At 69.6% G+C, this 22,647-nt stretch carries 18 protein-coding genes and 1 riboswitch; of the genes, 10 read left to right on the forward strand and 8 right to left on the reverse strand.

Annotation, left to right across the window (positions count from 1 at the left end):
- The first annotated feature begins 23 nt into the window (after window positions 1-23).
- From AB0959_RS11040 to AB0959_RS11055, 4 genes are all read left to right on the forward strand, one after another.
- Window positions 24-341: a cupin domain-containing protein gene (locus tag AB0959_RS11040; RefSeq protein ID WP_366826051.1), complete on the forward strand. Its 318-nt coding sequence runs from the start codon at window positions 24-26 to the stop codon at window positions 339-341.
- 164 nt (window positions 342-505) lie between these two features.
- Window positions 506-718, forward strand: coding sequence for a DUF5326 family protein (locus AB0959_RS11045; protein WP_366826052.1), 213 nt, complete (start codon window positions 506-508; stop codon window positions 716-718).
- A 389-nt stretch (window positions 719-1,107) separates the two neighbouring features.
- A complete protein-coding gene (locus AB0959_RS11050; RefSeq protein WP_366826053.1) occupies window positions 1,108-1,905 on the forward strand; it encodes a helix-turn-helix domain-containing protein in 798 nt (265 codons plus the stop codon).
- A gap of 98 nt (window positions 1,906-2,003) precedes the next feature.
- A complete protein-coding gene (locus AB0959_RS11055) occupies window positions 2,004-2,441 on the forward strand; it encodes an SsgA family sporulation/cell division regulator (RefSeq protein WP_366826054.1) in 438 nt (145 codons plus the stop codon).
- Window positions 2,442-2,506: 65 nt separating this feature from the next.
- Here the strand turns inward: AB0959_RS11055 and AB0959_RS11060 are convergent, their stop codons facing one another.
- Window positions 2,507-4,048, reverse strand: coding sequence for a YibE/F family protein (locus AB0959_RS11060; protein ID WP_366826055.1), 1,542 nt, complete (start codon window positions 4,046-4,048; stop codon window positions 2,507-2,509).
- Between the two features lie 71 nt (window positions 4,049-4,119).
- A riboswitch (TPP riboswitch) is annotated at window positions 4,120-4,276 on the forward strand.
- Between AB0959_RS11060 and thiC the strand changes: the two genes are divergently transcribed.
- Window positions 4,269-6,080, forward strand: a complete 1,812-nt coding sequence (gene thiC / locus AB0959_RS11065) for a phosphomethylpyrimidine synthase ThiC (protein WP_366826056.1) — start codon at window positions 4,269-4,271, stop codon at window positions 6,078-6,080. (Overlaps the previous riboswitch by 8 nt.)
- Window positions 6,081-6,272: 192 nt before the next feature.
- Here the strand turns inward: thiC and AB0959_RS11070 are convergent, their stop codons facing one another.
- The 3 genes from AB0959_RS11070 to AB0959_RS11080 form a co-directional block, all read right to left on the reverse strand.
- Window positions 6,273-7,148 carry a hypothetical protein gene (locus AB0959_RS11070; RefSeq protein ID WP_366826057.1) on the reverse strand — a complete coding sequence of 292 codons (876 nt, stop codon included), beginning with the start codon at window positions 7,146-7,148 and terminating at the stop codon, window positions 6,273-6,275.
- Between the two features lie 193 nt (window positions 7,149-7,341).
- A complete protein-coding gene (locus AB0959_RS11075) occupies window positions 7,342-8,433 on the reverse strand; it encodes a metallophosphoesterase (protein WP_366826209.1) in 1,092 nt (363 codons plus the stop codon).
- A gap of 230 nt (window positions 8,434-8,663) precedes the next feature.
- Window positions 8,664-9,776: a LacI family DNA-binding transcriptional regulator gene (locus tag AB0959_RS11080; RefSeq protein ID WP_366826058.1), complete on the reverse strand. Its 1,113-nt coding sequence runs from the start codon at window positions 9,774-9,776 to the stop codon at window positions 8,664-8,666.
- Window positions 9,777-10,194: 418 nt separating this feature from the next.
- On the opposite strand from AB0959_RS11080, the gene hisC reads away from it, so the two are divergent.
- The 5 genes from hisC to AB0959_RS11105 all read left to right on the forward strand — a co-directional run bounded on the left by hisC (window position 10,195) and on the right by AB0959_RS11105 (window position 18,918).
- A complete protein-coding gene (gene hisC, locus AB0959_RS11085) occupies window positions 10,195-11,274 on the forward strand; it encodes a histidinol-phosphate transaminase (RefSeq protein WP_366826059.1) in 1,080 nt (359 codons plus the stop codon).
- A 231-nt stretch (window positions 11,275-11,505) separates the two neighbouring features.
- Window positions 11,506-13,014: a cytochrome ubiquinol oxidase subunit I gene (locus AB0959_RS11090; protein ID WP_366826060.1), complete on the forward strand. Its 1,509-nt coding sequence runs from the start codon at window positions 11,506-11,508 to the stop codon at window positions 13,012-13,014.
- Between the two features lie 20 nt (window positions 13,015-13,034).
- On the forward strand, window positions 13,035-14,039 hold the full coding sequence (gene cydB, locus AB0959_RS11095; protein WP_366826061.1) for a cytochrome d ubiquinol oxidase subunit II: 1,005 nt from the start codon (window positions 13,035-13,037) through the stop codon (window positions 14,037-14,039).
- A 105-nt stretch (window positions 14,040-14,144) separates the two neighbouring features.
- Window positions 14,145-17,645: a thiol reductant ABC exporter subunit CydD gene (gene cydD / locus AB0959_RS11100; RefSeq protein WP_366826062.1), complete on the forward strand. Its 3,501-nt coding sequence runs from the start codon at window positions 14,145-14,147 to the stop codon at window positions 17,643-17,645.
- A 208-nt stretch (window positions 17,646-17,853) separates the two neighbouring features.
- The gene (locus AB0959_RS11105) at window positions 17,854-18,918 is read left to right on the forward strand and encodes a peptidoglycan DD-metalloendopeptidase family protein (protein ID WP_366826063.1); all 1,065 of its coding nucleotides are present in this window, start codon (window positions 17,854-17,856) and stop codon (window positions 18,916-18,918) included.
- A gap of 69 nt (window positions 18,919-18,987) precedes the next feature.
- Here the strand turns inward: AB0959_RS11105 and AB0959_RS11110 are convergent, their stop codons facing one another.
- From AB0959_RS11110 to AB0959_RS11125, 4 genes are all read right to left on the reverse strand, one after another.
- Window positions 18,988-19,863 carry a Cof-type HAD-IIB family hydrolase gene (locus AB0959_RS11110; protein WP_366826064.1) on the reverse strand — a complete coding sequence of 292 codons (876 nt, stop codon included), beginning with the start codon at window positions 19,861-19,863 and terminating at the stop codon, window positions 18,988-18,990.
- A 116-nt stretch (window positions 19,864-19,979) separates the two neighbouring features.
- Window positions 19,980-20,882, reverse strand: a complete 903-nt coding sequence (locus tag AB0959_RS11115; protein ID WP_366826065.1) for an LLM class flavin-dependent oxidoreductase — start codon at window positions 20,880-20,882, stop codon at window positions 19,980-19,982.
- A gap of 47 nt (window positions 20,883-20,929) precedes the next feature.
- On the reverse strand, window positions 20,930-21,478 hold the full coding sequence (locus AB0959_RS11120; RefSeq protein ID WP_366826066.1) for an RNA 2'-phosphotransferase: 549 nt from the start codon (window positions 21,476-21,478) through the stop codon (window positions 20,930-20,932).
- A 148-nt stretch (window positions 21,479-21,626) separates the two neighbouring features.
- Window positions 21,627-22,604 (reverse strand): MerR family transcriptional regulator, encoded by a 978-nt coding sequence (locus AB0959_RS11125; protein ID WP_366826067.1) that lies wholly within the window; start codon window positions 22,602-22,604, stop codon window positions 21,627-21,629.
- Window positions 22,605-22,647 lie beyond the last annotated feature (43 nt).

Here is a 22,647-nt window from a genome sequence, read left to right on the forward strand (position 1 = left end):
TGGGGCAGGGGCGGACAAGGACGATGAAGGCATTCCGGCTGGACGAACTGGAGGCGGAGCGCGCCGCCCATGACGGTGCCTACCTGCAGTTCTTGCGTGAGCGGAACATGTCGGTCGGTCTGTACGCGCTCAATGCCGGCGAGCACGACCCACAGAACCCGCACAAGCAGGACGAGGTCTACTTCGTCGTGAGCGGCCGCGCCTCGATCACGGTCGGTATGGAGACGACGCAGGTGGCGCGTGGCAGTGTCGTGTACGTGCCCGCCGGGGTCGCCCACAAGTTCCATCACATCACCGAGGACCTGCGGGTCATGGTGGTGTTCTCTCCGCCCGAGAGCTGAGCCGGATCTCAGGGTTCCCTAGGGGGACGATCAGGGATGGACAAGGGGCGCGAGGCCCCCGAACCCGCCCTGTGCCGCCCTAGCATCGAAGGCAGGACACGAAGAACCCGGACGCAAGGCCCCGAACACGGGGCCACGGGTAGCGAGAAGTAAGGACAAGGGCGATGAAGGAGCTTTTCACGGGACTGCCGTGGTGGGTGAAGTGGGTCGCGGTGCCGATCATCGCCCTGGTCGTGTTCGGCGGCCTGATACTGAGCGTGCTGCACTTCGTCGTGGCGCTGCTCTTCAAGGTGCTGGTGTTCGTCGCACTGGTCGGCGGGCTCATCTACGTCGTCCGGAAGTTCATGGCGGGCTCGTCGTCGCGCAGTGACTGGTGACGCGTCAGCACGGCACACGGAGTGACCCGAACCGGGTGAGCGGCCGGTAACGGGAGAGGTGCCAACAGGAACCCGAGGTTCCCTCGGGGGAGGGAAGTTTCCCAGCTGACCGTCTGCGGGTGGTGACGGACCGTTAAAGTCCGGAGCTCGCTGCGGGGGCGACCCCGCGGGCGGCGCACATCCCTCCCGTGTTCCCTCGCACGGGCGGCCCTCCTCCGCTTCGGGAGTGACCCTTGGCCACGGCTGACACCGCACCCGCAGATCCGCAGACCCGGCCCACGACACCCACCAGGGCCCCGGCTCCCCCCATCCAGCCTCGTACCTCCCCCGGGGAGCCGCCCGTCCGGTCGGCGGAGCCGCGTTCGTCCCGCGTCGGGACACCATCCGCGGTGCGCGTCCCCTCCCCGAAGCCTCCCCCGGCGTCGGCCGCGGAGACGCATCCCACCACCCTCATCGGCTCCGTGCAGCGTGCGATGAGGCTGCTGGAGGCCGTGGCCGCCCGTGAGCACGGGGCGCCCGCCAAGCAGCTGGCCCGGGACGCCGGACTCGCGCTGCCCACGGCGTACCACCTTCTCCGCACACTGGCGCACGAGGGCTATCTGCACCGGGACAAGGGGCTGTTCTTCCTCGGAGAGGCGGCCGAGAGGCTGAGCAGCAGCGGAGCACAGCAGAAACGTCGCAGCACGGTGAGCGACGTCCTCGCGCGCTGGCGGGACACCATCGGCGTGCCCGTGTACTACGCGATCTACCGAGAAGGCGAGATCGAGGTGATGTGCGTCGCCGACAGTCCGGGAAATCCGGCGGTCGAGGAGTGGGCCGACTTCCGCGAGACCGGGCACGCGCACGCGATCGGGCAGTGTCTGCTGTCCCAGCTCGGCGAGGAGGCACGGCGCGACCACCTCGACCGCTATCCCGTGAGGGCGCTCACTCCCTACACGGTGCGTGACGAGCAGACGCTGTTGCGGCGCCTCAACCGGATGGGTCGGATGGAACCGGTCGTCGAGCGACAGGAGTACGCGCTGGGCACGGTCTGCGCCGCGATCCCCCTCACTCTCGGAACGACCGCCGCGACCATGGCCATCTCCCTGCCGTCCCACCAGGCCGACCGGCTGCTGCCCGCGGCTCAGCAGTTGCAGGACGAGATCGGAAGGCTACTAGGGACACTCGCGCTCTCTATCAGCATCTGAAAAATCACTCCTTGTGATCTCTCGTGTACTTTCAGCAAACTGCGGGCAGTGTCGGGGCTGATTCCCGGCCAGTCGACGGCAACTGACGAGGTAGGCGAATGCGCGAGTCAGTACAGGCAGAGGTCATGATGAGCTTTCTCGTCTCGGATGAGCTCTCCTTCCGGATCCCGGTGGAGCTGCGCTACGAGACGTGTGATCCCTATGCCGTACGGCTGACCTTCCATCTTCCCGGAGACGCCCCCGTGACTTGGGCCTTCGGGCGGGAGCTGCTGGTCGACGGCGTGGGACGGCCGTGCGGCGAGGGTGACGTGCACATCGCGCCCGCCGATCCGGAAGGGTTCGGAGAGGTGCTGATCCGGCTTCAGGTGGGCTGCGACCAGGCGCTGTTCAGGTCCGGGACGGCGCCGCTCGTGGCCTTCCTGGACCGTACGGACAAGCTGGTGCCGCTCGGGCAGGAGCGTTCCCTCGCGGACTTCGAGACCCACCTCGACGAGGCGCTGGACCGCATCCTCGCGGAGGAGCAGAGCGCGGGCTGAGCCACGCGCCCGCGGGTGACGTAACGCTTCTGCGTGAGCGCCTGCCGCGCTTCCGCGCGCCGGTGTCACCGCTTGCGGCGGCGCCCCCTCCCCGCGCGGGCCGGTGCGGCTGCTGCCGCCGGCTCATCACTCGGGCGATCGGCCGAGACCACCAGCGCGGCCAGGGCGGTGGTCACCGGAACCGAGGCCACGAGGCCGATCGAGCCGACGAGCGTACGGACGATCTCCTCAGCGACCAGCTCGCTGTTGGCGACCGTACCGACGCTGCTCTGCGCGATCGAGAAGAGCAGCAGCAGGGGCAGCGCGGCACCCGCGTAGGCGAGGACGAGCGTGTTGACGACGGAGGCGATGTGGTCGCGGCCGATGCGGATGCCGGCGCGGTACAGGCCCCGCCAGCCCATCGAGGGATTGGCGTCGTGCAGCTCCCAGACGGCCGAGGTCTGCGTCACCGTCACGTCGTCGAGCACACCGAGCGAACCGATGATGACACCCGCGAGCAGCAGACCGCTCATGTCGATCGACGGGTAGAGGCCGTGGATCAGGCCCGTGTTGTCGTCCGTGTTGCCGGTCAGCGAGGCCCAGCCGATGAACTGAGAGCCGAGCACACCGATCAGCAGCAGCGAAGCCAGGGTGCCGAGCACGGCGACCGAGGTGCGGGCGGAGAGACCGTGACACATGTAGAGCGCGATCAGCATGATGGCGCTCGCTCCGACCACCGCCACGACCAGCGGGTTCGACCCCTGCAGGATGGCGGGGAGGATGAAGAAGGTCAGCACCAGGAAGCTGATGGTGAGCGCGACCAGTGCCATGACACCGCGCAGGCGGCCCACCACCACGACGGCGAGCGCGAAGATCCCGGCGAGCAGCGCCATCGGGAACTTCCGGTTCACGTCGGTCACGGAGTACTGCAGGTCCTTGGGCGCCGAGGGCTCGTAGGCGGCCACGACCTCTTGGCCCTGCTCCAACTGCCGTGACTGGTCCGGCTGGACGATCTCCGTGAACGTGCGGCCCTTGTCGTTGCCGGTGTCGACCCTGATCGTCGCCTTCTTGCAGGTGCCGTTCGCCTGCTGCTGGGCCGACGAGCCCTCGGCGGTCGACGTGTCGCCGGTCGGGGCCTCCCCCGAGGCGTTCACGGACTTGCAGTCCACCTCCACGACCTTGGTGACCGTGGCCTGCTGGGTCTGCCGGTCGAAGCCGACGCCGGTGCGCTCGTGCGGTGGGGCGCCGCCGGGCCAGAGCACGACAAGGCCCACGACGACCGCCGTGGCGAAGGGGATCAGCACTGCGGCGATGACCTTGCGCAGGTGCCGGGAGACGGGGGTGGCCGGGCCGTGGCTGTGGGAGTGCCCGTGGCTCCTGCCCGCATCCGGGCCGTGGCCATGCCCCTGACCGTCATGGGGATCACGGCCGTCACCGGGGTCTTGGCCGTCACCAGGGCCGTGGCCTCCGCCGGGGCCCCAGCCGCCACCGGATCCATGCCCGCCACCGGATCCATGCCCGCCACCAGGGCCTTGGCCACCACCGGCGCCGTGTCCATGGCCGTAGCCGGGACCGTGTCCGTGTGGGGGCTCCGAGGGCGGGAGCGGGGGCTGTCGCATCGTGGTCACCGACCGATCATCGCAAGAACGGCGGGGGCCCACTGTTCACCGCGCCACATCTGACGCTAGCGTGGAGGCACCTTTGCACACGCGGGAGCTCGGAGCACCGGGCTGAGAGGGCGCTGACCTCCGCAGACGCGATGTTTCACGTGGAACATCGCCGGGCGGACATCGCTGCGTCGACCGCTGAACCTGTTACCGGGTAATGCCGGCGTAGGGAGTAGGTCACATGACCAACAAGGACACAAGCACGCCTGCCTCCAACCAGACGAACGGCTCGTCCGTCGCATCTCAGGGCGAAAAGCCGCAGGAGGCCGGGAAGTCCAACGGCTGGCACAAGGCATACGTCGGGGGATCGCGCCCCGACCTGCAGGTGCCGGTCCGCCAGGTGCACCTCACCAACGGGCAGTCGGTCACCCTGTACGACACCTCCGGCCCGTACACCGATCCGAGTGTCGACACGGATGTCCGCAGGGGACTCTCTCCTCTTCGCGAGAGCTGGATCGTCGCTCGTGGAGACACCGAGGAGTATGCGGGCCGTGCCGTCCGGCCCGAGGACGACGGGATCAAGCACACGTCACCGCGTGGTGGGCTGCGCAACCTCGACGCGGTCTTCCCCGGGCGACCGAGGCAACCGCGCCGGAGCCGGGACGGCAAGGCCGTGACCCAGCTCGCCTACGCGCGACGCGGAGAGATCACGCCCGAGATGGAGTTCGTGGCCGTCCGGGAGAACGTCTCGCCCGAGGTCGTCCGCGAGGAGATCGCGGCGGGCAGGGCGGTACTGCCCGCCAACGTGAACCACCCCGAGATCGAGCCAATGATCATCGGCAAGCGGTTCCTGGTGAAGGTCAACGCCAACATCGGCAACTCGGCGGTCACGTCCTCCATCGAGGAGGAGGTCGAGAAGATGACCTGGGCGACCCGATGGGGCGCCGACACGGTCATGGACCTGTCCACGGGACGCAATATCCACACCACGCGCGAGTGGGTGCTGCGCAACTCCCCCGTCCCCATCGGCACGGTGCCGCTCTATCAGGCGCTGGAGAAGGTCGACGGGAGGGCCGAGGAACTGACCTGGGAGATCTACAAGGACACGGTCATCGAGCAGGCCGAGCAGGGCGTGGACTACATGACGGTCCACGCGGGCGTGCGCCTCCCGTACGTCCCCCTGACGGCGAACCGCAAGACCGGCATCGTCTCGCGCGGCGGCTCGATCATGGCGGCGTGGTGCCTGGCGCACCACAAGGAGTCGTTCCTGTACGAGAACTTCGAGGAACTGTGCGAGATCCTCGCCGCGTACGACGTCACGTACTCGCTCGGTGACGGTCTCCGGCCCGGCTCGATCGCGGACGCCAACGACGAGGCGCAGTTCGCTGAACTCCGCACGCTCGGGGAACTCAACCGGATCGCGAAGCGTTTCCACGTACAGACCATGATCGAGGGGCCGGGACACGTCCCGATGCACAAGATCAAGGAGAACATCGACCTTCAGCAGGAGATCTGCGATGAGGCTCCGTTCTATACGCTCGGCCCGCTGACCACCGACGTCGCACCGGCGTACGACCACATCACCTCGGGCATAGGTGCCGCGATGATCGCGTGGTGGGGCACGGCGATGCTCTGCTACGTCACGCCCAAGGAGCACTTGGGCCTGCCCAATCGTGACGACGTCAAGACCGGCGTCATCACCTACAAGATCGCGGCCCATGCGGCGGACCTCGCCAAGGGACACCCTGGCGCACAGGAGTGGGACGACGCGCTGTCGGACGCCCGCTTCGAGTTCCGCTGGGAGGACCAGTTCAACCTTGCCCTCGACCCCGACACGGCCCGTGAGTTCCACGACGAGACGCTTCCCGCGGAACCCGCCAAGACGGCCCATTTCTGCTCCATGTGCGGCCCGAAGTTCTGCTCGATGAAGATCTCCCAGGACATCCGCCGTGAACACGGCGGATCCCAGGCCGAGATCGAGGAGGGCATGGTGCAGAAGTCGAGGGAGTTCGCGGCGAGTGGGAACCGGGTGTATCTGCCGATCGCCGACTGAGCGGCAGGGCCGGTGGCTCCAGGCGGCTGTCGACCTCCCGGCCCGTTCGGTCGCTCGGGCAAGCCGCAGAGGCCGGCGCGCGGGCTGGCTCACGGGTCCGCCTCGGCCGACCACAGACCGGAGTGACGCTGCGGGGCGGCCGCCGGGGCCGGAGTAAGGCTCCGGCATGGCGGCGGCCCGGTCCCCGGTGCGTCACTCCGGCTGGTGCTCCGGCCCTCCGAAGTCCGGGCTCGTGAAGTCCGGGCTGGAGTAGCTCGGGCGAGAGCCGGCGGCGGGGCCGCCCTCTCCGGGGCTGCTGAAGCCCGGTCGGTTGTAGCCGAGGTGCGGGATACGGCTGGGTGGGGTGGACGGGACCGCATCGCCCATGACGGCGGAGGCCGGGTCGGTGAGGGCCTCGCGGAGGAACGGCATGATGCCGCGCTCCAGCAGGGCCTCGAGCCAGGCTTCCCTCGCCCGGGCCACCTCTTCGTTCAACTCGCCCTGTGCCTCGGCGTCCAACGAGGTGGCGCCGTTGCGCAGGGCGGTGAGCAGGAGGCCGACGGCGGCCACGAGGATGGCGGCCGCCGTGACCGCCCCGAAGACCCACCCGGTCGTCGTGAGGGTCTGCGCGATGCCCGGCTGGGGGTCGAGCATCTTCAGGACGTATCCCACGAGCAGGAAGATCGCCGCGGCGGTACCGGCGAGGACGGGAGCGAGGACGGCGACGACGGCTCCGGCGCCCGCCCCGGCCGTCTCGGTGACCTCCCCCATGGTGGTCGCGAGCCCCACCGCGGCGCCGCCCGGCTCGACCGGGCCGGAGGTGCCTTCGCGGGACGACGGGGTGGACGGCGCCGGATGGCGCAGTTCCTCACGGACCTTCACGTAGTACTGGTATTCGGTCGTCGCGGCGGCCGTGATGAGCGCGGTGGCGTTGAGCGCCATGGTGCGCAGTTGTTCGGGGTTGAGCCGCTGACCGACAGCGGCGAGTTCCGGGCGGTGTGGCGCGGAGCGCAGCGCCTCGCCGAGGAGCCGCTCGAAATCCTGGCGGTCCTCGCTCAGCAGGTGCTGCGGAACGCTGTTCATGTGCATCCCCCGATGCTCCGTAGGGCTGGGGCTCGGCATGCTGACGAGCCGTCGGGCAGAAACGGAGGGGAGCCTGCTACGGATAAGCCGATGGTAGAGCGATGAAGGCACGCGGTGACAGGGGGTTTGCCAAAAATGGCCCCTGGCCAGCACGGTTCCTCGACGGTCCTCGGCGAGAGGACGCCTGCCCCGAGAACGTTCAGCCAACCACCGGCAGTTGCTGGACCAGCAGCTTTCCGGCCATGGTCACGCCGCCGTCCATGGCGATGGCCAGACCGTCCGCATAGACGTGGGGTCCATCGACCACGGGACCCGACTCGTCCTCGCCGTCCTCCGAGCCGACCTCGCCCAGGAGGTACGGGATGGGGCTGTGGCCGTGGACGATGCGCGTGCCGCCGTAGACGTCGAGGAGCGAGCGGACGGCGTCGGCGCCGTCGTCGCGGAAGGCGAAGCGCTTGGTGAACTTGCGGAAGAGGTCCCAGACCTCGTCCGCGTCGTTGCGGGCGATGGTCTCGCGGATGGTGTCGTTGACCGCCTCGATGGAGTCGCCGTAGTCGAGGTATGCGGTGGTGTCGGAGTGCACCAGCAGGTGCCCGTCGACCTGCTCCATGGCGTCCAGACGGGCCATCCACTGCAGATGATGGTCCTGGAGGCGGTCCATGTCGGTCTTCTGGCCGCCGTTGAGCAGCCAGGCCGCCTGGAAGGTGGCGGTGCCCGCGCCGGAGTTGACGGGCGTGTCGCCGAATCGCTTGGCGCCGAGCAGCAGCAGCTCGTGGTTGCCCATGAGGGCCTTGCAGTAGCCGCCGGCCGCCGCCGCCTCGGCGGACAGCCGCATCACGAGGTCGATGACGCCGATGCCGTCCGGGCCCCGGTCGGTGAAGTCGCCCAGGAACCACAGTCGCGCGGTGCCCGCGGACCAGTTGCCCTCGGCGTCGACCAGGCCCTTTTCCTGGAGCGCGGCGACCAGCTGGTCGAGATAGCCGTGCACGTCCCCGACGACGTACAGGGGACCCGGCCCGGTCTCGGACTGGGCGGCCTCCACGGCCTCGGGGTCGACGGAGACCAGAACGGTGTCGCCCCGGTTGATCACCGGCAGATCGCGCTGGGTGGGCGTGTACCCCTCGGGGTAGCCCTCGGTCTCGTCGAGCGGCGGGGCCACATCGCCCGGGTGTGTGCTCTGCGCGTAAGGACCGGCCTCGTGGACGTACGCGGGCACACGAAAATCGCGCACCGTCGGCGTCCGCACCTCGGGTCCCTGACCGGCCCCCTGAGTCATCGACCCCTCCACCACCATCGCCCGCATCTGCACCGGATCGGACTGCCTGGTCGTGGCGGCCCGCGGTGTCGTGCGCCCATCATAGGAATGCGGATCGCGCCATGTGATGACCCAGGGGTGGTGAAATGGCGCAGGGCCCCGTTTCACCACGGTTTTCGCCCGAATTGGGCGGGCCTTTCCCCGCCCAATTCCTCATCGGATCCCCGAAGGGCCCACACACGGCCCGTCGGATCCTCCTTCGGTGCTCACCTCTCCTCGGGTGACCGGGGCGGGCTGACCGTCGTGCGCGGCGAACGTCGCTCGGAAGAGGTGCGCACGAACAGCTCCGTCGGTATCACCTGTTCGACGGGGCGGTCGGACTCCACTCCCTCGATGGCGTCGATGAGGAGCTGCACCACCGCGGTGCCGATCCGGCGCGGCTTCAGGGAGAGCGTGGTGATGGGCGGCTCGGTGCTGGCGTACACGGTCGACTCGCTGCAGCAGACGAGCAGCAGGTCCTCCGGGACGCGAAGGCCGTACCGCCGGGCCGCGGCCAGCAGGTCGGTGCCGTTGGGGTCGAAGAGGCCGTAGACGGCGTCCGGGCGGTCGGGCCGGGCCAGCAGCCGGTCGGCGGCCACGGCTCCGGCGCACGGATCGTGTGCCGGATAGGCCTCGTACACGGGATCCTGCCCGACCCGCTCGCACCAGTGCAGGTACGCGGTCGTGGACAGGTGCGTGTACGTGTCCGTCGTGGTCCCCGTCAGGAGGCCGATCCGGCGGGCGCCGGCGTCGGCCAGGTGGTCGAGGATGCCCAGGACGGCCGCCTCGTGATCGTTGTCGACCCATGCGGTGACCGGGAGCGAGCCGGCGGGGCGGCCGTCGGAGACGACCGGAAGTCCCTGGCGGACCAGCTCGCTGACGACGGGATCCTGGTCGGACGGATCGATGACCACGGTGCCGTCCAGGGCCACGTTCGACCACACGTCGTGGCGCGAGGTGGCGGGGAGGATGACCAGGGCGTAGCCCCGGGCGAGCGCGGCCGAGGTGGCGGCTCGCGCCATTTCCGCGAAGTACGCGAACTCGGTGAAGGTGAAAGGTTCATCCCCGTACGTGGTCACGGTGAGGCCGATCAGCCCGGACTTCCCGGTACGAAGGGTTCGGGCGGCGGCCGAGGGGCGGTAGCCCAGCCGGTCGGCGACCTCACGGACATGGCGTCGGGTGGCGTCCGGGAGCCGGCCCTTGCCGTTGAGGGCGTCGGAGACGGTCGTGATGGAGACCCCCGCTGCCGCGGCCACGTCTCTGATGCCCGCCCGGCCCGGCCGGTTACCCCGGCGGGGAGTCTCTGCCCGGCTCACCTGGTGCTTCCCTGCTGCTGTCATGGCGAGCCGATAGTAGGGCTCATGCGGTGGGGTAGTGCGGACGCATATGCACGCGTTGACAGGCACGTTTCTGCAAGGTCAAACTCCTTCAAATGCCTTGGAAAACAAGGGACTTGACCCAACCAATATCAGTAGGTGACTCGTCGGCGCGCATGGGCCTGCCAAGTCGCTCATGTCTCGAAGAGGTCTCAACTCACCTTCACGGGGGATGCGCGCCACGGCGCGAGCCACCGGCGCGTGCGGTTCTGAGTAGCGCGCCCCCCGTTTCGTACGCCTTCGTACAGTGATGCCCGTGAGGCCTGAGTGACTGGAGGGGACGTGAGCGGCGAGGGCGCCAGAGCGTTGTCCACAGGCCGTTCGCAGCGACGCCCATTCCTCATAAAGTGAGCATCATTACGTGTCGACTAGGAGGACTGCGGTGAGCGAGACGAGCCCCAAGCTGCGAGCCGAGCTGGCGGGGATTCCCACCTACAAGCCCGGCAAGCCCGCCGCCGCGGGTGGCCCCGTGGCGTACAAGCTGTCCTCCAACGAGAACCCCTACCCGCCGCTGCCCAGCGTGCTGGAGACCGTGACCGCGGCGGCCGGGTCCTTCAACCGGTACCCGGACATGATGTGCACGGCCCTGATGAACGAGCTGTCGGACCGCTTCGGCGTGCCGGTCTCCCACCTGTCCACCGGCACGGGCTCGGTCGGCGTGGCCCAGCAACTGATCCAGGCGACCTCCGGCCCCGGCGACGAGGTGATCTACGCCTGGCGGTCCTTCGAGGCGTATCCGATCATCACGCAGATCAGCGGTGCCACCGCCGTGCAGGTCCCGCTGACGCAGGGCGAGGTGCACGACCTGGACGCGATGGCGGACGCGATCACCGACCGGACGCGGCTGATCTTCGTCTGCAACCCCAACAACCCTACGGGCACGGTGGTGCGCCGGGCCGAGCTCGAGCGCTTCCTCGACCGGGTGCCGGGCGACGTGCTGGTGGTGCTGGACGAGGCGTATCGGGAGTTCATCCGCGACACCGAGGTTCCGGACGGGGTCGAGCTCTACCGTGAGCGGCCGAACGTCTGCGTGCTGCGCACCTTCTCCAAGGCGTACGGTCTCGCCGGGCTCCGGGTGGGCTTCGCGATCGCCCACGAGCCGGTGGCGGCCGCCCTGCGCAAGACGGCTGTGCCGTTCGGAGTGAGCCAGCTCGCCCAGGAGGCGGCCATCGCCTCGCTCCGTGCGGAGGACGAACTTCTCGGGCGCGTCGGGGCGCTGGTCTGCGAGCGCACGCGCGTCGCAGAGGGCCTGCGGGCGCAGGGCTGGACGGTGCCCGAGACGCAGGCGAACTTCGTATGGCTGCGCCTGGGGGACCGCACGGCCGAGTTCGCGGCGGTGTGCGAGCAGGCCGGCGTCGTCATCAGGCCGTTCCCTGGTGAGGGCGTTCGTGTGACGATCGGCGAGCCCGAGGCCAACGACATCTTCCTGAAGACGACGGAGTCGTTCCGCAAGGATCTGTAGCCCGCTGGGCCGCGGCCGAGTGCCGCGAGCCCGGCTGTAGATTCAACAGTCTGTTGAAGTGCGCCTGGGGGGTTGACTCATAGAGGGGACCCCCCTTCAGGCGTTGCGGACCGGTGCGCCATAATGGCTTGTGAATGTGAACGCGTTCACAAGCTCGTCCGTTTACATCCGAGCTGTGAGGGATGTACCGGGCAAAACTGCCGCCATGACCACGGCATGTAAGGAGAAGACGTGGACATCGCTCTGGCGCCGGAGACTCTGGCGCGATGGCAGTTCGGCATCACCACCGTCTACCACTTCCTCTTCGTCCCCCTGACGATCTCGCTCGCCGCGCTCACCGCCGGCCTGCAGACCGCATGGGTCCGCACGAACAAGGAGAAGTACCTCAAGGCCACCAAGTTCTGGGGCAAGCTCTTCCTGATCAACATCGCGATGGGTGTCGTCACCGGCATCGTGCAGGAGTTCCAGTTCGGCATGAACTGGTCGGACTACTCGCGCTTCGTCGGCGATGTCTTCGGCGCTCCGCTGGCCTTCGAGGCCCTGATCGCCTTCTTCTTCGAGTCGACCTTCATAGGCCTGTGGATCTTCGGCTGGGACAAGTTGCCACCGAAGATCCACCTCGCCTGCATCTGGATGGTCTCGATCGGCACGATCCTGTCCGCGTACTTCATCCTCGCGGCCAACTCGTGGATGCAGCACCCGGTCGGCTACCGGATCAACGAGCAGAAGGGCCGCGCCGAGCTGACCGACTTCTGGCTCGTTCTGACCCAGAACACCGCGCTGACCCAGGTCTTCCACACCCTCTCCGCGGCCTTCCTCACCGGTGGCGCGTTCATGGTCGGCATAGCCGCCTTCCACCTGGTCCGCAAGCAGCACATACCGGTGATGAAGACCTCGCTGCGGCTGGGCCTGGTCACCGTGGTCATCGCCGGCATGCTCACCGCGATCAGCGGCGACCTGCTCGGCAAGGTCATGTTCAAGCAGCAGCCGATGAAGATGGCGGCGGCCGAGGCCCTCTGGGACGGCGAGGCGCCGGCGCCCTTCTCGGTCTTCGCCTACGGCGACGTCGACAAGGGGCACAACAAGGTCGCCATCGAGATCCCGGGCCTGCTGTCCTTCCTCGCCAACGACGACTTCGACTCCTACGTCCCCGGCATCAACGACGTCAACAAGTCCGAGCAGCAGAAGTTCGGGCCCGGTGACTACCGGCCCAACATCCCCGTCGCCTACTGGGGCTTCCGCTGGATGATCGGGTTCGGCATGACGTCCTTCGCCATCGGTCTGGCCGGACTCTGGCTGACCCGCAAGAAGTTCCTGTTGCCGCAACACCTGAGGGTGGGAGACGACGAGGTCCCGCATCTCGTGCTGGTGCCCACCAAGGCCCTCGGCCCGACGCTGACCAAGTGGTACTGGCGCATCGCGATCCTCACCCTGGGCTTCCCGCTGATCGCCAGCTCCTGGGGCTGGATCTTCACCGAGATGGGCCGCCAGCCGTGGGTCGTCTACGGCGTGCTGCAGACCCGTGACGCGGTCTCCCCCGGTGTCTCGCAGGGCGAGGTCATCACGTCGATGGTCGTGTTCACCACGCTGTACGCGATCCTCGCCGTCGTCGAGGTCAAGCTGCTCGCGAAGTACGTCAAGGCCGGGCCGCCCGAGCTCACCGAGGCCGACCTCAACCCGCCCACGAAGATCGGCGGCGACTCCCGTGACGCCGACAAGCCGATGGCCTTCTCGTACTAGGCCGAGGGAGCTGCACAGTCATGGAACTTCACGACGTCTGGTTCGTCCTCATCGCCATCCTGTGGACCGGCTACTTCTTCCTGGAAGGGTTCGACTTCGGGGTCGGCGTCCTCACCAAGCTGCTGGCCCGTAACCGTCCGGAGAAGCGGGTCCTCATCAACACCATCGGCCCTGTCTGGGACGGCAACGAGGTCTGGCTGCTCTCGGCCGGCGGTGCCACCTTCGCCGCCTTCCCCGAGTGGTACGCCACGCTCTTCTCCGGCTTCTACCTGCCGCTGCTGCTCATCCTGGTCTGCCTGATCGTCCGCGGAGTCGCCTTCGAGTACCGGGCGAAGCGGCCGGAGGAGAGCTGGCAGCGCAACTGGGAGACCGCGATCTTCTGGACCTCGCTGCTCCCCGCGTTCCTGTGGGGCGTGGCCTTCGCCAACATCGTGCGCGGAGTGAAGATCGACTCCGACATGGAGTACGTGGGCAGTGTCGGGGACCTGCTCAACCCGTACGCCCTTCTGGGCGGTCTGGTCACGCTGTCGCTGTTCACCTTCCACGGGACGGTATTCGTCGGGCTCAAGACCGTGGGGGACATCCGGGAGAGGGCGCGCAGGCTCGCGCTGCGCGTCGGCCTGGTGACGGCCGCGCTGGCACTCGTCTTCCTGCTGTGGACGCAGGCCGACAAGGGAGACACCGCGTCGTTGGTCGCGCTGATCGTGGCGGTGGCCGCACTCGTCGCCGCGCTGGGTGCTGCTCAAACGAGCCGTGAGGGCTGGGCGTTCGCGCTGTCGGGGCTCACCATCGTGGCGGCCGTCGCGATGCTCTTCCTGACGCTGTTCCCGAACGTCATGCCGTCCTCGCTGAACGCGGACTGGAGCCTCACGGTCACCAACGCCTCGTCGAGCCCGTACACCCTGAAGATCATGACCTGGTGCGCGGGCATCGCCACGCCGATCGTGCTGCTCTACCAGGGCTGGACGTACTGGGTGTTCCGCAAGCGGATCGGTACGCATCACATCGCCGACGTCGCGCACTGAGTCCGGCAGAGAGGTGTGTTGCGCGGTTTCACGTGAAACACACCTCTCCGGGCCGAAGGCGTGTTTCACGTGAAACACGCCTGCTGAGAAGAGGGTGTGTTTCACGTGAAACCGATCGACCCGCGACTGCTCCGGTACGCCCGCGCCACCCGCCTCTTTCTGGGGGCGGTTGTCGGCCTGGGAGTCGCCGGGGCCGTCCTCGTCATCGCGCAGGCGATGCTCATCGCCGAAGTGGTGGTCGGTGCTTTCCAGCACGGGATGGGGGTCGCCGACCTGCGGACCCCGCTCCTGCTGTTGGTCGCCGTCGCGTGCGGCCGGGCGTTGGTCTCCTGGCTCACCGAGCTCGCCGCGCACCGGGCGAGCGCGGCGGTGAAGTCCGAGCTCCGCGGGCGCCTGCTGGAGCGGGCCACCGCACTGGGGCCCGGCTGGTTGAGCGGGCAGCACACGGGTTCGCTGATCAACCTCGCCACGCGGGGCGTGGACACCCTCGACGACTACTTCTCGCGCTACCTGCCGCAGTTGGGGCTGGCGGTGGCAGTGCCCGTGGCGGTGCTCGTGCGGGTCGTCACCGAGGACTGGGTCTCGGCGGCCATCATCGTCGGCACACTGCCGCTGATTCCCGTGTTCATGGTGCTGATCGGCTGGGCCACGCGCTCGCAGATGGATCGCCAGTGGCGGCTCCTGTCCCGGCTGTCCGGGCACTTCCTCGATGTGGTCGCCGGGCTGCCGACGCTGAAGGTGTTCGGCCGGGCCAAGGCGCAGGCCGAGTCGATCAAGCGGATCACCGGCGAGTACCGGCGAGCGACCATGCGGACGCTGCGGATCGCGTTCCTGTCCTCCTTCGCGCTGGAGTTGCTCGCCACGATCTCGGTCGCGCTGGTCGCGGTGACGATCGGGATGCGGCTCGTCCACGGTGAGATGGACTTGTACATCGGGCTGGTGATCCTCGTCCTCGCGCCCGAGGCGTATCTGCCGCTGCGGCAGGTGGGAGCGCAGTTCCACGCGGCTGCCGAGGGGCTCGCGGCGGCCGAGGAGATCTTCGAGGTGCTCGAGACGCCGGTACGGGCCTCCGGCTCGCTGCCCGTGCCGGACGGTGGCGTTGGCTTCGAAGGGGTGACCGTCCGGTACCCGGGGCGGTCGGACGACGCCGTCGCGGACGTGACCTTCGAGGTCGCCCCGGGGGAGACGGTGGCTCTCGTCGGGCCGAGCGGAGTGGGCAAGTCGACGCTGCTGAACGTGCTGCTGGGGTTTGTGGAGCCGACCGCGGGGCGGGTACGGGTCGGGGGAGCCCACCTGGCCGACGTCGACCTGGAGGAGTGGCGCTCACGGGTGGCCTGGGTGCCGCAGCGGCCCCACCTCTACGCCGGGACCATCTCGGAGAACGTACGGCTCGCGCGGCCCGACGCGGACGACGAGGACGTGCGGCGGGCCTTGGCCGACGCGGGAGCGCTGGACTTCGTCGACGCGCTGCCGACCGGGCCCGACACGGTCCTCGGCGAGGACGGTGCCGGTCTCTCCGCCGGACAGCGCCAGCGTCTGGCCCTGGCGCGGGCCTTCCTCGCGGACCGGCCCCTGCTGCTGCTCGACGAGCCGACGGCTTCCCTGGACGGGGAGACCGAGGCGGAGGTCGTGGACGCGGTACGGCGACTCGCGGTCGGCCGGACCGTGCTGCTGGTGGTGCACCGGCCGGCGCTGCTGGAGGTGGCCGATCGGGTGGTCCGGTTGGAGCCCGGGACACCCGCGACGGTTGCCGCTGCCCCGTGGACCGGTGGGACGCGGACAGGCGCACGAGCGGAGGGGGTGCACCTGCCGCCGCACGCTCGCGAGAACGAACTGCCGCTGGAACGGCGTCATTCCGTGCTGAGCCGTGTCCGTGCCATGGCCGGCCCCCGTCGTGGTCGTCTCGCTCTTGCCCTGTTGCTCGGCAGCCTCGCCCTCGGCAGCGCCGTCGGCCTGATGGCGACCTCCGGGTGGCTCATCTCGCGGGCGGCCCAACAGCCGCCGGTGCTCTATCTGATGGTCGCCGTGACGGCCACACGGGCGTTCGGGATCGGGCGCGCGGTGTTCCGGTACACGGAGCGGCTCGTGTCGCACGACGCCGTGCTGCGGATGCTCGCCGACACCCGGGTCGCCGTCTACCGGCGGCTGGAGCGGCTGGCGCCCGCGGGCCTGCGGCGCACGCGACGCGGTGACCTGCTCTCGCGGCTCGTCGCGGACGTGGACGCGCTGCAGGACTACTGGGTGCGGTGGCTGCTGCCGGCCGGGGCCGCGGTCGTCGTGTCGGCCGCCTCCGTCGGCTTCACGGCGTGGCTGCTGCCCGAGGCCGGCGCGGTCCTCGCCCTGGGACTGCTCGCCGCCGGGGCCGGGGTACCGCTGATCACCGGAGCCGTGGCGCGGCGCGCCGAACGCAGGCTCGCCCCCGCCCGCGGGGAGCTGGCCACCCGCGTGGCCGACCTGCTCACCGGGACCGCCGAGCTGACGGTGGCGGGCGCTCTGCCCACGCGTACCGCGGACGCACGGCGGGCCGACACCGCACTGACCCGGATCGCGTCCCGTGCCGCCACCGCCACCGCACTGGGCGACGGACTCACCGCGCTCGTCACCGGTCTCACCGTGGCCGGGGCCGCGCTCGTCGGGGCGCAGGCGGTCGCGGACGGCCGGCTCGGCGGGGTCGCGATGGCCGTCGTCGTCCTCACTCCCCTCGCCGCTTTCGAGGCCGTCATGGGGATGCCCCTCGCCGCGCAGTTCCGGCAGCGGGTGCGCAAGAGCGCCGAGCGCGTGTACGAGGTGGTGGACGCTCCCGACCCCGTACACGAGCCCGAACGGCCCGTGCCTCAACCTCAGTCGCCGTTTCCTCTCGTCCTCAGCGGGCTCGCCGCACGTCACGCCGAGCAGGACCGCGACGCGCTCGCCGCGATCGACCTCACCCTCGACCAGGGCCGCAGGATCGCCGTGGTCGGCCCCTCGGGCTCGGGCAAGACGACGCTCGCGCAGGTCCTGTTGCGGTTCCTGGACGCGCGCGAGGGGACGTACACGCTGGGAGGGGTGGACGCCCACGCGCTCGACGGCGACGCCGTACGGCGACTCGTCGGGCTGTGTGCCCAGGACGCGCACCTCTTCGACAGCTCGGTACGGGAGAACCTGCTGCTGGCCCGGAAGGACGCCACGGAGGCCGATCTGCGGGACGCGCTCGCACGGGCACGGCTCCTCGACTGGGCCGACGGACTGCCCGACGGGCTCGACACCCTCATCGGTGAGCACGGAGCGAGGCTGTCCGGCGGCCAGCGCCAGCGGCTCGCCCTCGCTCGCGCCCTGCTCGCCGACTTCCCCGTCCTGGTCCTCGACGAGCCCGCGGAACACCTCGACCTGGATACCGCCGACGCGCTCACCGCGGACCTGCTGACCGCGACCGAGGGCCGTACGACCCTGCTGATCACCCACCGGCTGGCCGGGCTGGAAGCCGTGGACGAGGTCGTCGTCCTCGCGGAGGGACGGGTCGTGCAGCGTGGCCCCTTCGCGGAACTGGTGGCCGTGGACGGGGTGTTGCGGTCGATGGTGGAGCGGGAGACGGCCGGGGAGCTGCTGGCCGGCGCGCGGGGACGCTGACGGTCGAGAAGGGCGCCGGGACGGCGGTCGCGTACGGTGCGGCGGTGCTGACGGGCGAGCGCGTGTGCGCTCGCAAGCCGCCGTGCGGGACTCCCTCGTACCGGCCCCCTGTTCGGCTCAGCGGGCCTGGTCCATTCGTGGCACTCGATCCCCCAGCCGTACGACTCGAACACGACCTCGCGCCCTGGAGCGCGCCACGATCGCTGGCATGCGCTCTTCTTGTCGACATCACCCGTTGCTCGTCCTGGTGCTGCTCTGCGCCTGCGTGGCCCTGATCGCGCGGCCGGCGGTGGCCGAGGGCGACAGCGGAGGCACGGGGGTCCCCGGCCCCTCCGGGTCCAGCGCCCGTGTGGCGGCTCTGTACGAGGCAGCGGCCGCGGCGACGCAGCAGTACGAACTGGGCCGGAGCGAGGCCGAGGCACAGCGGGCGGAGGCACAGCGGCTGCAAAAGCTCCTGGTGCGGGAGCGGGAGCAGATCGAGGCCCTGCACGAGGACCTCGGGCGGATCGCACGAGCCCGGTACCGCGAGGGCGGCGGACTGCCGTACACGGTGCAGCTGTTGCTCGCGGACAGTCCGGAGGAGCTGATGCGAGGTCACCGGGTCGTGAGTCAGGCGAACCTGGCGGCCGACAAGGCCGTGTCCAGGAGCCGCCGTGCCGAGGCGAGGCTCGCGGCCGGTGAGAAGCAGGCGGCTGCCGAGTGGCGGAGACTGGAGTGGCGCAACGCCGAACTCGCCGGGACGAGGCGGGCGATCGAGAAGAAGCTCGAAGAGGCGCGGTGGATGCTCCAGGGACAGGCTGACGCGTCGGCGGCAGCGGGTGCGTGCCCGGGCGCCACCCGGCTGGACCAGCCGCCCACGGGCTCCCGGCGCGCGTGGGTCGCGCCCGTGGAGCGGTACGTACTCTCCGCGGGCTTCGGCAGCGGCGGTGCGCGCTGGGCGAACCGGCACACCGGGCAGGACTTCGCGGTCCCGATCGGAACGCCGGTCCGGGCCGTGGGGGCGGGGCGGGTCGTGCGGGTGTCCTGCGGGGGCGCCTTCGGCATCCAGATCGTCGTCCGGCACACCGACGGCTACTACACGCAGTACGCGCACCTCGCCTCTTTGGCCGTGGACCAGGGCGAGCGGGTGGCTCCTGGGCAGTGGATCGGACAGGCAGGAACGACCGGCAACTCCACCGGCCCGCACCTGCACTTCGAGGTACGGATCACGCCGGAGCTGGGCTCGGGCATCGACCCGGTGCCGTGGCTGCTGAAGCACGGGGTGGAGCTGTAGAGAAGACGGCTGCCGCTTGACCGCTGTGCACGAAATGGCCGGGGCCGTGACCGACGGCCCCAGCGCCCACTAAGCCCGCAACCGTTCCGCCACCATCCGCTCGATCACGACCGCGACCCCGTCCTCGTTGTTGGCGACGGTCCGACCCGAGGCGGCGGCGATGACATCGGGGTGTGCGTTCCCCATGGCGTAGGACCGGCCCGCCCACGTCAGCATCTCGACGTCGTTCGGCATGTCCCCGAAGGCGACGACCTCCTCGTGGGAGATGCCGCGCTCGGCGCAGCACAGCGCGAGAGTACTGGCCTTGGAGACGCCGGGGCCGCTGATCTCCAGCAGCGCGCTGGGGCTGGAGCGGGTGATGGTGGCCCGGTCACCGACGGCGATGCGAGCGGTGGTGAGGAAGTCGTCGGGGTCGATCTCGGGGTGGTAGGCGAGGATCTTGAGCACGGGTTCGTCGGCGGCGACCCCGTCCGGCGCCAGCAGCTTCTCCGCGGGCGCGAGGGCGTCGGGGATCTCCATGTGGAGCTTCGGATACTCCGGCTCCTGGTAGAAGCCGTATGTCTGCTCGACGGCGTACACGGTTCCCGGCGCGGCCGCTCGCAGCAGCCGTACCGCGTCGAGCGCGTTCTCCCGGGCGAGCTCGCGGATCTTGACGAAACGGTGGGCTCCGGGACCGCCGTGCAGGTCGACCACGGCGGCACCGTTCCCGCAGATGGCCAGGCCGTGACCGTGGACGTGGTCGCTGACGACGTCCATCCATCGGGCCGGCCGGCCGGTGACGAAGAAGACCTCGATACCCGCCCCCTCGGCGGCCGCGAGAGCGGCGACCGTGCGTGCGGACACCGTCTTGTCGTCGCGCAGGAGGGTGCCGTCGAGGTCCGTGGCGATCAGTCGGGGCGGGACGGTCGGGGCAGGGGTTGCGGGCTGTCTCGTCGCTGAGGTCACCGCCTCATTCTCGCGCAGCTGTGCGTACGCCCGTGCGGGGGTCCGTACAGGTGAGTGATTGCTGTCCCCGTCCACGTCGTTACCGTCCGGCGTGATCGGCTCGCTCCGGTGGGTGTTCATCCCAGCTGTGCCGTCGCTTCCATGGCGATGCGTTCGAAGACCTTCTCGTCGGCCGCGAAGTCCGATTCGGGGATCGGCCAGTGGATCACGATCTCGGTGAACCCCAGCTCCGCGTGGCGGCCGGCGAAGTCCACGAAGGCGTCCAGTGACTCGAGCGGGCGAGCGCGGTCCGGGGTGAAGCCGGTGAGTAGAACCTTGTCGAGGTCGGTCACGTTCCGGCCGATCGCGGCGCACGCGTCCGCCAGCTTCTCGGTCTGTCCGCGAAGGGCCTGGACCGACTGCTCAGGGGTGCCCGTCTCGTACAGCCGGGGGTCTCCGGTGGTTACCCAGGCCTGGCCGTACCGGGCCGCCAGCTTCAGTCCGCGCGGTCCGGTGGCGGCCACCGCGAAGGGAAGCCGGGGGCGCTGTACACAACCGGGGATGTTGCGTGCCTCGTGCGCGGAGTAGAAGTCGCCCTCGTACGACACGGAGTCCTCGGACAGCAGCCGGTCGAGCAGGCGCACGAACTCGGCGAAGCGGTCGGCGCGCTCGCGCGGCGTCCACGGGTCCTGGCCGAGCGCGGTGGCGTCGAAGCCGGTACCCCCGGCACCGACGCCGAGCGTGAGGCGGCCGCCGGAGACGTCGTCGAGGGAGATCAGCTCCTTGGCGAGGGTCACCGGGTGCCGGAAGTTCGGCGAGGTCACGAGGGTGCCCAGACGCAGGTGATCGGTCGCGGAGGCCGCAGCCGTCAGCGTCGGGACCGCCCCGAACCACGGACCGTCCCTGAAGCTCCGCCACGACAGATGGTCGTACGTGTACGCGGCGTGGAATCCGAGCTGCTCGGCCCGCTGCCACGCGGCACGCCCGCCTTCGTGCCAGCGGACGTACGGGAGGATCACGGTGCTCAGACGCAGACTCATGCCTCAGAGCCTAAGCGGCGGTGCGGTGTGGTGAGGGACCGCGCAGGTCAGTGCGGCTCGGGAAAGCGCAGGTACCGCGGCGGTACGGCCCGGGTCAGCCACACACCGTTGGCGCTGACGTGGAACACATGGCCGTCGCGGTGCATGGCGCCGGCGTCCACGGAGAGGACGACCGGACGGCCGCGCCGGGCGCCGACACGGGTGGCGGTCTCGCGGTCGGGCGAGAGGTGCACGTCGTGCCGGTTCATGGCGCGCAGCCCCTCGGCCCGGATGACGTCGAGGTTGCGGGCCACGGTCCCGTGGTAGAGGTACGGCGGTGGTGTCGCCGTGGGAAGGCCGAGGTCGACCTCGACGGTGTGACCCTGGTTGGCGCGGATCCGGGTGCCTTCGACGGCGAAGCGCTGTTTGTCGTTGGCGGCGACCACATGGTCGAGTTCGGCCCTGGTGATCCGGAAACCGTGCGAGGCGGCCGCCGCGAGCAGGGTGTCGATCTCGACCCAGCCGCCGTCCGCGAGGGTGAGCCCGATCCGGTCGGGCTGGTGACGCAGGTGCTTGGACAGGTACTTCGAGACCTTGACGGTGCGTCGATCATCCATCCGTTTTGTCCGTTCGTTCCTTCATCCCACCAGCGTGCCTGGAGAGACGCGTATCACGCACGCGATTTTGATCCGGATGTTTGATCCACAGCCAAGTATGGTTATCCACAGGGGAATTGGCGTACCTGTGGACAACTCACTCGGCCATTCAGGGCATTTCATCAAAATTGGTCTGTTTAGTGCTATTTGTCGCGAGTGAGTCCAAGATCCTCGCCTGTACCTCCCGTTCGGCTGCGATGGCGACGAACTCGGCGGACCGCTCCACGCCAACCAGCCGCTCCACCGCCCGCATTGTGGCCGCCGGTACCGGTACCGACCGCATCTCGTCCGGGTCCCCCGGCGTCTGCTCGGAACCCGGGTGCCGTGGTAGGCGCCGCTCGGCGAACAGGCGTGTGGCCCGCGCGAGTTCGGCGTCCACCGTCCGTCGTGCGAGGGGTCTCAGCCGGCGTACGAGCGTCTCCACCTCGCCGGTCTCCGCGTTGCTCGACGGGTGGTCCAGGCCCAGACGGACTGGGGGGACCTGCTCCGTGGTGAACTCCACGAAACGGGAGGCGATGTGCTCGGCCTGGCCTCTCAACTCCCGCAGAACGCTCGACAGAACGGACAACGGAAGGCCAGCGGCACGCAATTCGACGGCCAGCGGCAGCTGTTGTGGTCTCGGCACGGCGAACACGTCGTCCTGTCCGGGCACCGGCTCCAGCAGGCCCAGCTCGATGGCGTCCGCCACCGTCGCGTCGTCCGGTCGGCCGCCGAACAGCTCGTCCAGATCGGTCCGCAGGATCCGCGCGGCTTTCTCGTCGCCCCACGGACCGTCGGCCCAGGAAGGGTCGGCCCCCGGTCCGTCGGCCTCGGCGACCAGCCCGAGTATCCCGCCGAGACCGCGGCCCGTGTCCCAGGCCTGAAGGAGCTCCTTGATCGAGGCCAGCGTGTAGCCGCGGTCCAGGAGGTCGGCGATCTGGCGGAGGCGGGCCAGATGGGCGTCCGAGTACACGTTGGCCCGGCCGCGGCGCTCGGGGCGGGGGAGCAGCCCGCGGTCCTGGTAGGCGCGGATCGTCCGGACCGTGGCACCACTGCGGTGCGCCAGGTCCTCTATGCGGTACGCGACGCCGACCGACTCGTCGTTCACGGCCCCTGCCCTTCCACCGGTTGGTTTCGCCCGGGGCCCCCGT

The sequence above is a fragment of the Streptomyces sp. NPDC046862 genome (assembly GCF_040704615.1).
GTDB lineage: Bacteria > Actinomycetota > Actinomycetes > Streptomycetales > Streptomycetaceae > Streptomyces.